This is a genomic window from Rhizobium deserti (genome assembly GCF_004358025.1).
Lineage (GTDB): Bacteria > Pseudomonadota > Alphaproteobacteria > Rhizobiales > Rhizobiaceae > Neorhizobium > Neorhizobium deserti.
Window position 1 is genome coordinate 682,944 of sequence record NZ_SMTL01000002.1, and the last position, 14,496, is coordinate 697,439.

The 14,496-nt window shown below is 60.0% G+C and carries 14 protein-coding genes; 4 read left to right on the plus strand and 10 right to left on the minus strand.

The window, feature by feature from the left end; genetic code table 11:
* The first annotated feature begins 57 nt into the window (after positions 1-57).
* Together E2F50_RS09715 and E2F50_RS09720 are read left to right on the plus strand one after the other, a co-directional pair.
* On the plus strand, positions 58-954 hold the full coding sequence (locus E2F50_RS09715) for a DMT family transporter (protein WP_133315926.1): 897 nt from the start codon (positions 58-60) through the stop codon (positions 952-954).
* Between the two features lie 119 nt (positions 955-1,073).
* On the plus strand, positions 1,074-2,327 hold the full coding sequence (locus tag E2F50_RS09720; RefSeq protein ID WP_133315927.1) for an MFS transporter: 1,254 nt from the start codon (positions 1,074-1,076) through the stop codon (positions 2,325-2,327).
* Here the strand turns inward: E2F50_RS09720 and recO are convergent.
* Positions 2,308-3,087, minus strand: coding sequence for a DNA repair protein RecO (recO, locus tag E2F50_RS09725; protein ID WP_133315928.1), 780 nt, complete (start codon positions 3,085-3,087; stop codon positions 2,308-2,310). The two genes, E2F50_RS09720 and recO, sit on opposite strands and share 20 nt — an antisense overlap.
* Positions 3,088-3,261: 174 nt before the next feature.
* Here recO and E2F50_RS09730 point away from each other — a divergent pair, with 174 nt between their 5' ends.
* A complete protein-coding gene (locus tag E2F50_RS09730; RefSeq protein WP_133315929.1) occupies positions 3,262-3,654 on the plus strand; it encodes a hypothetical protein in 393 nt (130 codons plus the stop codon).
* Positions 3,655-3,682: 28 nt separating this feature from the next.
* Here E2F50_RS09730 and E2F50_RS09735 read toward each other — a convergent pair whose 3' ends face one another.
* From E2F50_RS09735 to E2F50_RS09770, 8 genes are all read right to left on the minus strand, one after another.
* Entirely contained in the window at positions 3,683-4,210 is a 528-nt protein-coding gene (locus tag E2F50_RS09735; RefSeq protein ID WP_133315930.1) for a PAS domain-containing protein, read from the minus strand.
* Positions 4,211-4,398: 188 nt separating this feature from the next.
* Positions 4,399-5,349: a GTPase Era gene (era, locus tag E2F50_RS09740; RefSeq protein ID WP_133316396.1), complete on the minus strand. Its 951-nt coding sequence runs from the start codon at positions 5,347-5,349 to the stop codon at positions 4,399-4,401.
* A gap of 134 nt (positions 5,350-5,483) precedes the next feature.
* The gene (rnc, locus tag E2F50_RS09745) at positions 5,484-6,197 is read right to left on the minus strand and encodes a ribonuclease III (protein WP_133315931.1); all 714 of its coding nucleotides are present in this window, start codon (positions 6,195-6,197) and stop codon (positions 5,484-5,486) included.
* Positions 6,194-6,943: a signal peptidase I gene (lepB, locus tag E2F50_RS09750; protein WP_133315932.1), complete on the minus strand. Its 750-nt coding sequence runs from the start codon at positions 6,941-6,943 to the stop codon at positions 6,194-6,196. The genes rnc and lepB overlap by 4 nt, the downstream gene beginning before the upstream one ends.
* Positions 6,944-7,030: 87 nt before the next feature.
* Positions 7,031-7,435, minus strand: coding sequence for a holo-ACP synthase (gene acpS / locus E2F50_RS09755; RefSeq protein ID WP_133315933.1), 405 nt, complete (start codon positions 7,433-7,435; stop codon positions 7,031-7,033).
* A gap of 10 nt (positions 7,436-7,445) precedes the next feature.
* Positions 7,446-8,024 (minus strand): DUF2062 domain-containing protein, encoded by a 579-nt coding sequence (locus E2F50_RS09760; RefSeq protein WP_133315934.1) that lies wholly within the window; start codon positions 8,022-8,024, stop codon positions 7,446-7,448.
* A 208-nt stretch (positions 8,025-8,232) separates the two neighbouring features.
* Positions 8,233-8,388, minus strand: a complete 156-nt coding sequence (locus tag E2F50_RS09765) for a DUF3563 family protein (protein ID WP_133315935.1) — start codon at positions 8,386-8,388, stop codon at positions 8,233-8,235.
* Positions 8,389-8,739: 351 nt separating this feature from the next.
* Positions 8,740-10,671 (minus strand): methyl-accepting chemotaxis protein, encoded by a 1,932-nt coding sequence (locus E2F50_RS09770; protein WP_133315936.1) that lies wholly within the window; start codon positions 10,669-10,671, stop codon positions 8,740-8,742.
* 387 nt (positions 10,672-11,058) lie between these two features.
* On the opposite strand from E2F50_RS09770, the gene E2F50_RS09775 reads away from it, so the two are divergent.
* A complete protein-coding gene (locus tag E2F50_RS09775) occupies positions 11,059-12,102 on the plus strand; it encodes an SMP-30/gluconolactonase/LRE family protein (protein ID WP_133315937.1) in 1,044 nt (347 codons plus the stop codon).
* 95 nt (positions 12,103-12,197) lie between these two features.
* On the opposite strand, the gene E2F50_RS09780 is transcribed toward E2F50_RS09775, so the two are convergent.
* A complete protein-coding gene (locus E2F50_RS09780; protein ID WP_133315938.1) occupies positions 12,198-14,435 on the minus strand; it encodes a RelA/SpoT family protein in 2,238 nt (745 codons plus the stop codon).
* Positions 14,436-14,496: the final 61 nt, after the last annotated feature.

The window sequence follows — 14,496 nt, forward strand, 5'->3', positions numbered from 1 at the left end:
GTTTAGCTAGCTCGCGCAATCCGGCAACCGCCGGAATGACCTCAAGAGACTTTTCCCATGACATCTCGGGCAACCGGCCTTCTTTTTGCACTCACAGCGGTGACCATCTTTGCGATCCAAGACGGGATTTCCAAACATCTTGGCACCGCCTATCCGCCGATCTTCATCACCATGATCCGCTATTGGGCCTTTGCCGGCTTCGTGATCGCCGTTGCGGGCCGCTCGGCCGGCGGGGTCAAGGCGGCCGCCTCGGCGCGGCGTCTTTGGTTGCAGATCGCTCGCGGCGTGCTGCTGGTTGCACAGATCGTCATTTCGATCTTCTCGTTTTCGCGGGTGGGACTGGCTGCGACCCATACCATTTTTGCAGCAACACCGCTGATCGTCGCGTGCCTATCAGTGCCGCTGCTGGGCGAGAAGGTCGGCTGGCGACGCTGGACGGCGATCGGTATCGGCTTCATCGGCATCCTGATGATCGTCAATCCGCTACATGCGACCTTCGATTTCAGGATCATTATCCCGGTCGTCGGCACGACGATGTTTGCGCTCTATTCGGTGATAACGCGGCTGGCCAGCCGCACGGACACGGCCGAAACCGCATTCTTTTACACCGGTGTGGCCGGAGCCGTGGCGATTACCTTCATCGGCCCCTTCTATTGGACGCATATCACCATGATCGACTGGCTATGGATGGCGGTGCTGTGCATCACCGGCACGACCGGCCATTACCTGCTGATCCGCGCCTATTCGTTGCTCGACGCGGTCGCCGTGCAGCCGATGTTCTACGTGCAGTCGGTGCTGGTCTGCATTATCGGAGTGATGCTGTTCGACGAGGTGATGACGGCCAACATGGTGATCGGCTGCGCCATCGTCATCGGGGCCGGCATCTTCACCATCTGGCGCGAGGCGCGCGCCAGCCGCAAGCTGGCCCAGGTGGACCCGCCCGGCGAGCTTTGAGCGACTTGGCCATCGAGATGGTCGAACATCAAAAGCGGTGATACGTGGCGTCAGGAAAAGTCGTTTCACCAATGCCTGATGGGCAGCTATGGTGCATGCTTGTTCGCAGAGGAAATTCGATGAGCCTGTCCGCCCCGCATTCCGCAGCACGGCCTACCCACACATCCATGCCCTGGCTAATCATCATCGCCGGTGCGCTGATCGCGATGCTGACCTTCGGGCCGCGCTCGGCCATGGGCTTTTTCCAGCTGCCCATGCTCCAGGATACCGGCTGGGACCGCTCCACCTTCGGGCTCGCCATGGCGATCCAGAATCTTGCCTGGGGTGTGTCGCAGCCGTTTTTCGGTGCCGCGGCCGACAAGTTCGGCACCGGGCGAGTGCTGGTCATGTCAGGCCTGCTCTATGCCGCCGGCCTGTTGATGATGGCGCATGCGGGTGCTCCCATCTGGCTGCATATCGGTGGCGGCGTGCTGGTCGGCACGGCGATCGGTGCAGGCTCGTTCAGCGTCATCCTTTCGGCCTTTGCCCGCAACGTCACCCCCGCCCAGCGCTCCATGGCCTTCGGTATCGGCACGGCGGCAGGTTCGGCGGGGATGTTCCTGTTTGCGCCGCTCAGCCAGGCGCTGATCTCGAATTTCGGCTGGTCGGACAGCCTTGTTTATATGGGCGCAATCATGCTGGTCGTGCCGCTGCTCGCCTATCCGTTGCGCGGCAATGCCAGCTCGGGAACCCAGTCGGCACTGCAGTTCAAGCAGACCGTCGCCGAAGCGCTGAAGGAGGCCTTTTCCCACAAGAGCTATCTGCTCCTGACCACCGGCTTCTTCGTCTGCGGTTTCCAGGTGGCCTTCATCACCGCGCATTTCCCGGCCTATCTGGGCGGCATCGGCATTGAAGCGCGCTATGCGGTGATCGCCATGGCGCTGATCGGCTTCTTCAACATCATCGGCTCGCTGGCCGCCGGCGTCATCGGACAGCGTTATTCCAAGCCCTATTTCCTCGCCTATATCTATATCGGCCGCTCGATCGCCGTCACCGCCTTCCTGCTTCTGCCGCAAACACCGCTCTCGGTGATCGTGTTCGCCATCGTCATGGGCCTGATGTGGCTGTCCACCGTGCCGCCGACCAATGGCCTGGTGGCGATCATGTTCGGCACGCGCCACCTTGGCCTGCTCGGCGGTATGGTCTTCCTGTCGCACCAGATCGGCTCCTTCCTGGGCGTCTGGCTCGGCGGCTTCCTTTACGACCGCTTCGGTTCCTACGATCCAGTCTGGTGGCTCGGCGTAGGCATGGGCCTGTTTGCCGCGGTCGTGCACTGGCCGATCCAGGAAAAGCCGGTCGACCGGCCGACTCGGTCTATTCAGCCGGCGGAATGACGGGAACCGGCACAGTTGCCTTGTCCGGCTCGTTCAGGAGAGCCTTGAGAGCTGCCTGGATGAAGCCTTCCCGGGCCGCGTTTACGGTGAGGCCGCGCGGCTCGTAGACATGCCGGTGCAGGAAGAAACCGGTCAGCCGGAAGGCGGCCAGCATGCTTTCCCGGTCGGCAGCAGCAGAGGCTCCCTCCCCGAGAAATGACGGCAGCGCCAGCATGCGCTGCGCGTAAGGGGCGCCCGCCGCGCGGCTGACGGCCCGGCCGCTTTTAGGCGAAACATAAACGAGATCCTGCCTTGCCCCGGTTGCCGCGCATTCGCTGAGGTCGAGGCCGAAGCCGAGATCGTTGAGCACGGCGAGTTCGAAGCGGACGAAGAGTTCGCCCGCCTCCGAGGGATCGTCCAGTGCATCGAGGATGATGTCCAGCGCCTCGAAGAGATGCGGGTGCGGATCGCGCTCCGGCAGAAGCCTGAGCAGGGCTCCCATGGCCTGTACGCCGTAAACGGCGGTTGCGGTTTCCATCAGCTTGGCGGCGCGAAGCCGCACCGGCTCCAGCTTGAACTCGCCGAGATGCTCGTCAAGCCGCGCACGCCAGACCACTTCCACCCGGTTCCCCGGCTGCAGAACCGGCTGCATGGCGCGCGAACGGCCGGAGCGCACCAGTCCCATATGGCGCCCGCGTTCCCGCGTCATCAACTCGGCAACGACGCTGTTCTCGCCGTGACGCTTGACGCCGATGATGATCCCTTCGTCCTGCCATTGCATAAGTGGATGAGGTTCCTTCTAAGCCGATTCAACACTAGCGGATAAGCACTTCCAACTGAATCGCTTTTTCGCCGCGACGACCGCCAAAGAAGATGCGACTATATGGAAGGCATATTGGAACAAATTGGGGCCTGTCGGGATTTTCCCGGCAAATCACGCCGTTCGGGAGACTTCATGAAGAACGCCATTTTCGCCGCCGCGCTTATTGCTGCCACTCCGGCAGCCTTGCTCACCGCTTCGCCCGCCGCCGCACAGTCGCCGCAGCTCGAGCAGGCTTGCATTGCCGTCGCCAAGAATTTCCTGCTGATGCCAACGATCAAGACCGGCATCGTGCAGTCCTTTCCCGAGCTCGACCCGCCGGGCGCACGCCTCACCTACTCCACCCGCGAGGATGCCAAGCCGACCGATTTCAACAACGAGATCGACTGCGAGTTCGACAAGGCGACAAAGCCCATGACGCTGCGGCGCTTCTGCATCTCCGAAACCTGCTACGGCCCGGGCGAGCAAGAGCAGGAAAACCGCCGCCGCTTCGAGGAGGTCAAGGCGCTGATGGACCGGCAGAAGTAGGCCGGTTCCGCAATCTGCAGACGCTGCCTTACTTGCCGATCACATTGAGGGCCGAAGACAGGTAGCGTGCTGCCAGAGCATGACGGCGTTTTGTAGCAATGCCGAGCGCCGCCCGCGTATGGACTTCCAGCGGGTCGGTCGAACCAGTAATGGCTTCTTCCGTTTTGGCCTCCGTCTGGGCCTCGAGCTGGAGGGTTACCGTTCCGGCATAGATCGACGGCATGCCGGCAGCATCACGCAGACAGCAGCCGTTGGCGGACACGAACAGCGTGCGCCCGGCGGGATGGTTGACCCGGTAATCGGCTTGGTAAGGCTCACCGGTGACTATTGCCGTATGAATGGCTTTCGCAACCCGCTTCTTGTCGTCTTCCTGGACATGCCTGATTACCGTTTCGATCGGCGCTCCCTCGGCAAGATCCCTTTGCATGAGCCCGAAGACGAAGGCGATCACCTCATCTCCGTGCACCCTGTTTTCCGGCACATTCCAGCTGTAAAATCCAAGCGCACCTGCCGCATAAATTCCGGACCTGTCGCGTCCGGCATTCGCACCCGTCATTGCAGTCTCCGTTACGCCTGCAGCAGATCGTCGATTCGATTACATTAGCGATTGCTGAGAATCATCAATTACCGGCAAGCATGTGCCACGACAAGTGCTCTGCGGAGAGATACACAACCTACGCGTCATGCCGCGGCAGAGACTGAGGCATGACTGAGCCGGATAGGCATGAGACACCCGAGATCGGTTCAGCCCCGGGGGAATTCGAGGCCCATTTCGCGGAAGCGCTCAGGATCGTCACCCCAGTTCTCCCGCACCTTGACGAACAGGAAGAGATGGACCGGCTGTTCAAGGATTTCCGATAGCTCCTTGCGAGACGCGGTCGAGATCGCCTTGATGGCATCACCGTTCTTGCCGAGGGCAATCTTCTTCTGGCTGTCGCGCTCCACATAGATGACTTGCTCGATCCTCACCGATCCGTCCTTGCGCTCTTCCCACTTCTCCGTTTCCACGTGGCTGGCATAGGGGAGCTCCTGGTGCAGGCGCAGGAAGAGCTTTTCACGGGTAATTTCCGCAGCCAGCTGGCGCATCGGCAGGTCGGAAATCTGGTCCTCCGGATAGTACCAGGGACCTTCCGGCAGTTTGGTGGAGAAATAATCCATCAGATCATCGCAGCCCGAGCCGGTCGTCGCCGAGATCATGAAGGTCTGCTCGAATTCGACTTTTTCATTGGCGGCAGCGGCGAGCGCTAGCAAGTCCTCGCGCTTGACCTGATCGATCTTGTTCAAAAGCAGCAGTTTCGGCTGGTGAACCTCCTTGAGGCCCTCCAGGATGGCTTCCGCATCGCCGCGGATGCCGCGCTCGCTGTCGATCAGCAGCGCGATCAGGTCGGCATCCTTGGCGCCGCCCCAGGCGGTCGTCACCATGGCGCGGTCGAGCCGGCGCCGCGGCTTGAATATACCGGGCGTGTCCATGAAAACGATCTGGGCACTGTTGTGGATGGCAATGCCGCGCACGATGGCGCGGGTCGTCTGTACCTTGTGGCTGACGATCGAAACCTTGGCGCCGACGAGCCGGTTCACCAGCGTCGACTTGCCGGCATTAGTGGCACCGATCAGCGCCACGAAGCCCGAGCGGGTGGCGGCAGTGTCGTTTTCGCCGGCTTCCGTCGTTACAGCGGAGTTGTCGCCATCAGGCATGTTCTCGTTATCAGTCATGGGATCCATTCAATTCGGCCGAGCCGCATATTCCAGTTTCGACGCCAGGCCGGCATCGGGTCTTCGTTGCAGCCTATCAGATTATAGAGAGTTTGGCGACGTCACGCGGCTAGGCTTCAGAGGGACTGCGCCTGCCACACGCCTTCACGTTCCAGCATCCGGGTTGCGGCCACCTGTTCGGCGGCCCGCTTGGAACGCTCGACGCCCGTTTCCGGTGCAACGCCCTTGACCTCTACCGTCACCGTAAAGCGAGGTTCATGATCCGGTCCGGAGCGATCGTCGACGCGGTAGGACGGGGTCAACCCGAATTTGGAATGCGCCCATTCCTGGAGTTCAGTCTTGGCGTCGCGCCTTGCACCGTCGGCACGGATGGCGCGGCTTTCCCATTGGCGCAGAATGAAGCCGCGAGCCGCGTCCAGCCCGCCGTCCAGGTAGATAGCCGCGATGAGGCTTTCCACCACATCCGCGCGCACGTTCATCATCCGCTTGCCGGTGATTTTTTTGACGTCGGCGCCGGTGCGGATGAAGCGATGCAATTGCATCTCGTCTGCCACTTCAGCACAGGTTTCGGCGCTGACGAGTTGGTTCAGGCGCACCGAAAGCTCGCCTTCCGGGGCTGCACGGAAGACCTTGAACAGGAGTTCTGCAACGCACAGACCAAGCACGCGATCGCCCAAGAATTCCAGCCGCTCGTAATTGGCGCCCTTGGCAAGCCCGGCGCTCGCATGAGTGAGCGCCCGGTCCAGCCATTGCTTTTCCGCAAAAGAATGGCCGATCGCCTTTTCTAGCTCCGCCATTTCCTCCGAAGAAAGCGGTCGCCCCTTCGTCATTTCACGCCCTTGAACAGACGGTCCCAACGCATGTTGGCGGGCCACTTCCAGAATTCCCGGAATGAGGTGTCGTTGCCGAGCGAGAAGAAGATGACGCTGGCGCGGCCGACGAGGTTTTCGGCCGGTACGAAGCCGACATCGAAGCGGCTGTCGAGCGAATTGTCGCGGTTGTCGCCCATGAAGAAGTAATGGCCGGCCGGAACGATGAACTCCGGCGTATTGTCGCCGCGCGAAACCGGCGACTGGTCGAGCGTGTCGTAGGTGACGCCATTGTCGAGGGTTTCGCGAAAGACCGGCACATTGGCACCCGGATCCAGTCGATAATCGGAGGTGAATGTGCCGTCAGCCTGCTTGGGAACCGGCTTGCCATTGACGAGAAGGATGCCGTTGGTCACCTGGATCTTGTCGCCCGGGAGGCCGATCAGGCGCTTGATATAGTCGATATCCGGCTGCTGCGGCAGACGGAAAACGATGACGTCGCCGCGCTCAGGCTCGCTCAGCTCCAGAATGCGCCCGGAAAACAGGTTCGGGGAGAAAGGCAGCGAGTATTTCGAATAACCGTAAGCAAACTTGTTGACGAAGATATAGTCGCCGACCAGCAGCGTCGGCATCATCGAGCCCGAGGGGATGGTGAAGGGCTGGAACAGAACCGTGCGGATGACCATCGCCAACAGCAATGCCTGAATGATGACCTTGATATTTTCCCAAAGGGCGTTCTGCTGCTTCGTCTCGGCTTTATCGGACACGTTGGACGTCTTTCTTTGATCCGGCGGAATGCCGCTTCTCTAAACCCTTCGCCAAGCCGCCGCAATGGCTCGCGGATTACCAAATCGTCATGCTGGCGAGGGCAAGCCCTCGATGATGACGAAGGCCTGGGCATAGGGATATTCGTCGGTGATGGTGACGTGGATGACCGGGTCGTGGCCGGCCGGCATCAGTTCGGCAAGCCGCTCGCCCGCACCGCCCGTGAGGACCATGGTAGGCTTGCCGCCGGGTAGGTTGACGACGCCCATATCCTTCCAGAAGACACCATTCGCAAGCCCGGTGCCGAGCGCTTTGGAACAAGCTTCCTTGGCGGCGAACCGCTTGGCATAGGATTCCGCCCGGTTCTTGCGCCGGTCCGATTTAGCGCGCTCGATCTCCGTAAAGCAGCGATGCGTGAAGCGCTCACCGAACCGCTCGATGGATTTCTCAACCCGCCGGATGTCGATAAGGTCGCTGCCCATGCCGATGATCATAACGCTCTTCCTATGCCTCAACTCCGGTTCGCACTGACTTGAGGGTTCCCGCACGCGCCGTCAAGCGCTGCAGGCGCCGGTTGCGAAAACTGCGGATGCCACAATAGGTCACTGCATAGACCAGGATGCCGCTGACAATGCCGGGCGGCAGCGAGCCGATCAACATCGGCTCGAGGATTGGCCGCCAAAGCTGCGAGATATCCAAGTGCGAGAAAAGCGCGGCGAGATCGATGGATTTGCCGGCGACGACGTCATGCCCGAACAGGAATTCACCGATTTCCCAGCTCAGCGGCCAGATGATCGGACAGGTGACCGGGTTGGCAAAGGTCGTGCCGAGCGCTGCCGCCACCATGCTGCCGCCCAGGACATAGGCGATCGGTATGGCAAAGAGAATATGGAGACCCAGGAACGGCGTCCAGGCGCTGACGACGCCGACAGCCAGACCGGCAGCCACCGCATGCGGCGAGCCACCAATGCGCATGATGCGCAAACGGTAATAGCCAAGAATTCGCCGGTAACCCTTCTTGGGCATCAGCGCATGGCGCAGTCTGTCGGAAAACTTAAGTGGCGTACGGCGGCAAAAAGGCATCAAGCACATCTACTTGGCCGACCATTATCTGGAATGATCGGCACATATCTTCGTTTAAACGCCCCATAGCGGAAGCCGAAGATGATGGCGAAAGTGGGCCAGTCCCAAAAGCGGAGACGATACTATGCCCTGGCCGCCAGAAGCGATGCGCCGAGACCGGCAGCATCAGGCGCGAACTAGGTCCGCGCTCCGTTATCCAGACAGCAGATTAGAAGGACGAGTTGCGGAACATGCCGCGGTCGATCTGGCGCATGCGGTATTCGAGATCGATGCGATCCTTGGCTTCACCGAGATAAGCCATTTCACGGTCCTGTACGGACGGGACGCGGAAAGCCTTGGCGAATTTACGTACCGAGTTCAACATGATGGTGGTCTTTCGTTCCTGTATTGCACTGCAGCAATATAAGACGAAGCATCATGCTTTACCAACGCCACAACCGCCGGTCAGCCTTGCGCTTGGCGCATGGCATGAGGTGTCGACGCACCTGGAATGGGCAGTTTAGCCGTGAAAGCGGCATAAACCGTTCACGCCACCAGACATAACAAAGCCGCAGATATCGACCGATAGCTGCGGCTTATAGTAGAAGGCACTCAAGATCTTACCGGATCCACCACCTATCGGCGCACGGCTTTCTCCTTGTGGATCAGCGCAGCGGGGTGGCTAAGAGACCCGCTCCGCCGCTTCGGCGCTTGCATGATAGCGGATGAGCCTCGATCAAAATTCCTGCCATTCATTGCTGGCGGCTGCAGCAGCGGCGGAACCGCCACCGAAAGCGCTAGCTACTTTGCGACCCAGAGCCCGAGCCGGAGACGGAGCCGGCGCGTCACGCCGCTGAGCTGCACGAACGGGCGGCGCTATGCGCTGACCGGACAGCTTGAACTGGGACAGAAGCTCGTTCAACGATGCGGCGTCGCGGGCAAGGCCGTGGCTGGCGGCAGTTGATTCTTCAACCATTGCGGCGTTCTTCTGGGTGTCCTGATCCATGGTGTTGACGGCAGTGTTGATCTGCTGGAGGCCAGAAGACTGTTCCTGAGCGGAGTCAACGATGGCGACGACATGGCGGTTGATTTCCTGGACCTCAGACACGATGGTCTTGAGGGCACGACCGGTTTCGCCAACCAGCTGAACGCCGGCATTGACCTGTTCGTTGGATGTGGTGATCAGCGCCTTGATCTCCTTGGCAGCATTTGCGGACCGCTGTGCAAGTTCGCGCACTTCCTGTGCAACAACAGCAAATCCCTTACCTGCCTCACCGGCACGTGCGGCTTCAACACCAGCATTCAGTGCCAGCAGGTTCGTCTGGAAGGCGATATCGTCGATGACGCCGATGATATTGCCAATCTCGCCCGAGGACTTTTCGATCTGTTCCATCGCCGTAACCGCGCGCTGCACGACTTCACCGGACTTCTCGGCACCGGCGCGGGTACGCGCCACGAGTGCACCGGCTTCCTGGGCACGCTTGGTGGCATCCTTGACCGTGGTGGTGATTTCTTCCAGCGCTGCGGCAGTTTCCTCGACGGAAGCTGCCTGCTGTTCGGTGCGCTTGGCCAGATCGTCAGCCGCCGACTTAATCTCGGCGGAACCCGCCTCAATGCTACGGGCGTTCTGAGCTACCTGTTCCAGGGCCGTCTGAAGCTTGGCAGCAGATGCGTTGAAGTCGTTACGAACGCCGTCGAGCGATGCCGTGAAGGGCTGCTCGATACGGTAGGAGACATTGCCATCCGACAAGTGGCTCAGGCCTTCAGCGAGATTGTCGACGGCAACTTTGATTTCGGCGGCATCGCGGCTCTTCTGGGCCTCGCGCTCGATACGATCGCGCTCGGACAGGCTGCGATTGTCGTCGGCCTCCTGTTCCAGTCGGACACGCTCCAGGGCGTTGTCACGGAAGACAGCGACGGCTTCGGCCATCTGGCCGATTTCGTCCTTGCGGTCGAGACCATCTACCGGCGCTTCGGTCTGGCCGGCAGCCAGGGCCGCCATGCGTTCACGCAGCTGAGCCATCGGACCGGTAATGCCCTTCTGGGCGATGGTCAGCGCGATGATAACCGCGATGGCAATGCCGATCAGCATGCCGATGATGGCGAACTGGATGGTTGACGAGACTTCGGCAGACAGACGTTCCGCGCCGTTCTTGATGATTTCGGCCATGGCGCCGTTGTTGGCACCGAATTTCGGCGAGAGGTCCACAATCGACTTGTCGAGCGCTGCCGACAGCGACGTGACCTTGGCTTCATCGGCTGCGGCATGGGCCTGCAGCAGTTGCTCGCCGATCAACTTGATGCCGTCAAGCCCGGCGATCAATTCATCGATGGCGGCTTTGCGGCTCGGAACAATGGCAGGGATTTGGGCGAGACGATCACGCGCGCCAGAAATCTCTTTGGCAAAGCGGCTGGAAAGATCCTTGAATGCGTCCGACTTGGCGTCCTGAGCCAGGGCGCGGCTGAGCCAGGTCGTGGAAGTCCACAGGCCGGCGGCGCCGCGCGGGCCGAACGTCGCTGCACTGCTCTCGTTCTGCAAGAAGTTCGAATAGGACTGGTTGGCATCGCTGAACCGCTGAGTAACAAACAGCAGGCCAGCAAGGGCAATGATACCAAGGACGGCGATCGCCGCCAAAAACTTTGTTTTGATCTTCAGATTCTTCAACATTGATTAACCTCATGAAAACGGCAAAGCCGTCATGTGCGCGAGACCGGAGGAAGGCAGGACCGCAAATGGGTGCGGTGCACATCATGCGCGCAAGCGATCGGGTTCGATCATTTTGCCTTGCACAATAACTAGAAGCTTTTCGATAAAAATATCTTACGCTTGGTCGTTACTTCTTGCCGGTCCGGCAATGTCAACTCGATAAACGCGGCACATTGATCTGGTAATCCGCCGGTCACGGACGCTTAACCAAGCAGTCAAACGGGCATCGCTTCGTATTGCAGTGCGAAATGCGCGGCCGGTAAGAGGAGATGAGCCATGATTGCCGCTCTCCCGCCTGCGCGGGCGCCCGATATGAAATCATAATTTTCCAGTAAAGGATTTTCACGCGTGGATGTCTCCCGACGTAACCTCATGGCCTTGTCTGCGGCAGCACTTGCCGCCGGGGCCGCTCCTGGCCTGGCTTCGGCTCAGGCTATCAGCTTCACGCCAAGCCCGATCTACCCTGATCCATCGATCCAGGTTCTTGATCCGAGCTTTGCCAAATACAGGGTTGCGAGTTCATCGCTGGAACAGGTTGCCACCGGCGCTCGCTGGCTGGAAGGCCCGGTGTGGTTCGGCGATGGCCGGTACCTGCTCGTCAGCGACATTCCCAACAACCGTGTCATGAAATATGACGAGTCCAACGAGACTTGGAGCGTCTTCAACGCCAATTCAAACTATGCCAACGGCCATGCCCGCGACCGCCAGGGCCGGCTGCTTTCCTGCGAGCACCTGACCCGCCGCGTCACCCGCACCGAATATGACGGCTCCATTACGATTCTGGCCGACAATTACATGGGCAAGAAGCTGAATTCGCCGAACGACATCATCTGCAAATCCGATGGCTCGATCTGGTTTACCGATCCGCCCTTCGGAATTGCCGGCGAATGGGAGGGCGAAAAGGCACAGTCCGAGCTTCCTCATTCCGTTTACTGCATCTTGCCGGACGGAAAGCTCAATCTCGTTACCGACGAGCTCAAGGGCCCAAACGGCATCGCTTTTTCTGAAGACGAGAAGAAGCTCTATGTGGTGGAAGGCCGTGCGACTCCCTATCGGATCCTCTGGTCCTATGACGTGGCCGCCGATGGCGTGAAGCTGTCGAACAAGAGGGCGCTTGTGACGGCGGATGATAATGGCGGCCTCGATGGCTTCAAGGTGGACGTCGACGGCAATTTGTGGTGCGGCTGGGGATCGAACGGTGCTGCCGGCGCCAGGCCCGAGGACCTGAATGGCGTCAAAATCTTCAACAAGGAAGGCAAGGCAATAGGCTTCATCAAACTGCCAGAGCGCTGCCCCAATCTGGTCTTCGGCGGCCCGAAGAGGAACCGCCTCTACATGGCAAGCAGCCATTCTGTTTATGCGCTTTACGTCGAGACGCGCGGGGCGGTTTAAGCGCTTCGCTCATAATCTAAAGACGGCCGCATCCCGGGTGCGGCCGTTCGTACTTCAGTCAAGCTTCAGACGACGACATGCGTCAGCGCGTCTGATCAATCATAAACCCGTTTTACATTCGAGACGCAGTCGAGTTCCTTCAACTGCAGCAGCAACTGGTTAAGCTGACGCAGATCCCAAACCTCAAGCTCCATCTCGATCTCGGAGAAGTCGGCGGCCCGGTTGCTTCCCATGCTCATCTGCCGGATATTGATGTCGAGCCGCGCAATCGTCTGGGCAACAGTCGCCAAGGTGCCCGGCTCATTCAGCGTATTGACGAAGATATGCGCGGGAAAGCGCGACTTGTTGGCTTGGTCGAGATCCCATCGAACGTCAATCCAACGTTCCGGCTGATCGTCGTATCGCTGCAGGGCAGAGGCCTGGATGGGATAGATGGTGATCCCCTTTTCGCGCTCCATGATGCCGACGATGCGGTCGCCCGGAACGGCGCCATTGGGCGCGAAGGTGACTTCCATATTGGCCGATAGCCCGCGGATCGGCAGAGGTTCGAGGTCACGTTCGCCTGCCACCCCCGGAAGGACGACCTTAGGCTGGTCGGGCAGCTTGAACATCATGCCAGTTGCCGAGCGCATGTTGAACCAGCCTTCGTCGGCGGCCGGCTTTACCGTGATCCGCTCATCCTTATAATCCGGATACACGGCACGCAGCACGTCGAGCGAGGAAAGCTCGCCGCGTCCGACGGCGGCAATCGCGTCCTCGACATCCTTGTGAGCTAGCCGATGCAGCGCCGGCTTCAGGTTTTCGCGCGTAAATATCTTGCCGGCCCGCTCGAAAGTGCGCTCCAGGATGCGGTGGCCAAGCCCGGTATACTGCTTACGGATCGCCACCCTCGTCGCGCGCCGAATGGCCGAGCGTGCCTTGCCGGTGACGACGATTTCTTCCCATGCGGCCGGCGGCACCTGCACGCCAGAGCGGATGATCTCTACCTCGTCGCCGTTGTTGAGGCGCGTGACCAACGGCATGATGCGACCGTTGATCTTGGCGCCGACCGTGGTATCGCCAATATTAGTATGGACGGCATAAGCAAAGTCGATCGGCGTTGCGCCGCGCGGCAAGGCGATCAGCTTGCCCTTCGGCGTGAAACAGAAAACCTGGTCCTGGAAGAGTTCGAGCTTGGTGTGCTCCAGAAATTCTTCCGGATTGTCGCCTTCGGCAAGCGATTCAATCGTATGGCGCAGCCAGGAATAGGCGTTGGATTCGCGCGGCAGAAGCTCGCCGCCACCCTTTTCGCCGGTCTGGCCGTCCTTGTAGAGCGCATGGGCGGCGATACCGTATTCGGCAATCTCCTGCATCAGCTGGGTGCGGATCTGCGTTTCGATACGCTGCCGTGACGGCCCGACAATGGTGGTGTGGATGGAGCGGTAGTCGTTCTGCTTCGGGTTGGAGATGTAATCCTTGAAGCGGCCGGGCACGACCCGCCAACGGGTATGGACGATGCCGAGCGCCCGATAACAGGATGGAATGTCGCCCACCACGATACGAAATCCGTAAAGGTCGGACAGCTGCTCAAAGGACAGCGATTTCGACTGCATCTTGCGGAAGATCGAATAGGGTTTCTTCTGCCGCCCTTTGACGACCGCGTCGACAAGGCCATTGGCGACCAGCAGCTCGCGTAATTCGTCCTCGATCTTCTTGATCAGGCCCTCATTGCGGGCCGACAGATCGTCCAGCCGCCCAGTGACCGTCTCGTAGGCTTCCGGGTTCATGTAGCGGAAGGACAGGTCTTCCAGTTCGTCGCGCATGTCCTGCATGCCCATGCGGCCGGCAAGCGGCGCATAGATTTCCATGGTTTCTTCGGAAATGCGGGCCTTCTGCTCGGCCTTCATATGCTCCAGCGTGCGCATATTGTGCAGCCGGTCGGCGAGCTTGACGAGCAGGACGCGTACGTCGTCGGAAATGGCGAGCAGCAGCTTGCGCAGGTTTTCCGCCTGCTTGGCCTTTTTCGACACGAGGTCGAGGCGCTTCAGCTTGGTGAGGCCCTCGACCAGCCGGCCGATATCCTCGCCGAACAATTCGTCGATCTCGGCGCGGGTGGCGGTGGTATCCTCGATCGTGTCGTGAAGAAGAGCGACAGCGATGGTCGACTCGTCGAGATGCATGTCGGTGAGGATGGCGGCCACTTCGAGCGGATGCGAAATATAGGGATCGCCGCTCGCACGCTTCTGCTGGCCATGCTTCTGCATGGCATAAACATAGGCCTTGTTGAGAAGAGCTTCATTGGCATCGGGTTTGTACTTTTGTACCCGCTCCACAAGCTCGTACTGCCTCATCATCCTTGAACACGCCCTCGATGCTGCTGGAGGAAAATAAAAAATGGCGCGCCAACCGACAGAT

Coding starts and splice junctions, on each gene's coding strand:
- E2F50_RS09720 (WP_133315927.1), top strand. CDS start 1,074: ATGAGCCTGTCCGCCCCGCATTCCGCAGCACGGCCTACCCACACATCC.
- E2F50_RS09735 (WP_133315930.1), bottom strand. CDS start 4,210: ATGACGGGTGCGAATGCCGGACGCGACAGGTCCGGAATTTATGCGGCA.
- acpS (WP_133315933.1), bottom strand. CDS start 7,435: ATGATCATCGGCATGGGCAGCGACCTTATCGACATCCGGCGGGTTGAG.
- E2F50_RS09760 (WP_133315934.1), bottom strand. CDS start 8,024: ATGCCTTTTTGCCGCCGTACGCCACTTAAGTTTTCCGACAGACTGCGC.
- era (WP_133316396.1), bottom strand. CDS start 5,349: ATGCCTGATGGCGACAACTCCGCTGTAACGACGGAAGCCGGCGAAAAC.
- E2F50_RS09770 (WP_133315936.1), bottom strand. CDS start 10,671: ATGTTGAAGAATCTGAAGATCAAAACAAAGTTTTTGGCGGCGATCGCC.
- E2F50_RS09780 (WP_133315938.1), bottom strand. CDS start 14,435: ATGATGAGGCAGTACGAGCTTGTGGAGCGGGTACAAAAGTACAAACCC.
- E2F50_RS09765 (WP_133315935.1), bottom strand. CDS start 8,388: ATGTTGAACTCGGTACGTAAATTCGCCAAGGCTTTCCGCGTCCCGTCC.
- rnc (WP_133315931.1), bottom strand. CDS start 6,197: ATGACGAAGGGGCGACCGCTTTCTTCGGAGGAAATGGCGGAGCTAGAA.
- E2F50_RS09730 (WP_133315929.1), top strand. CDS start 3,262: ATGAAGAACGCCATTTTCGCCGCCGCGCTTATTGCTGCCACTCCGGCA.
- E2F50_RS09715 (WP_133315926.1), top strand. CDS start 58: ATGACATCTCGGGCAACCGGCCTTCTTTTTGCACTCACAGCGGTGACC.
- recO (WP_133315928.1), bottom strand. CDS start 3,087: ATGCAATGGCAGGACGAAGGGATCATCATCGGCGTCAAGCGTCACGGC.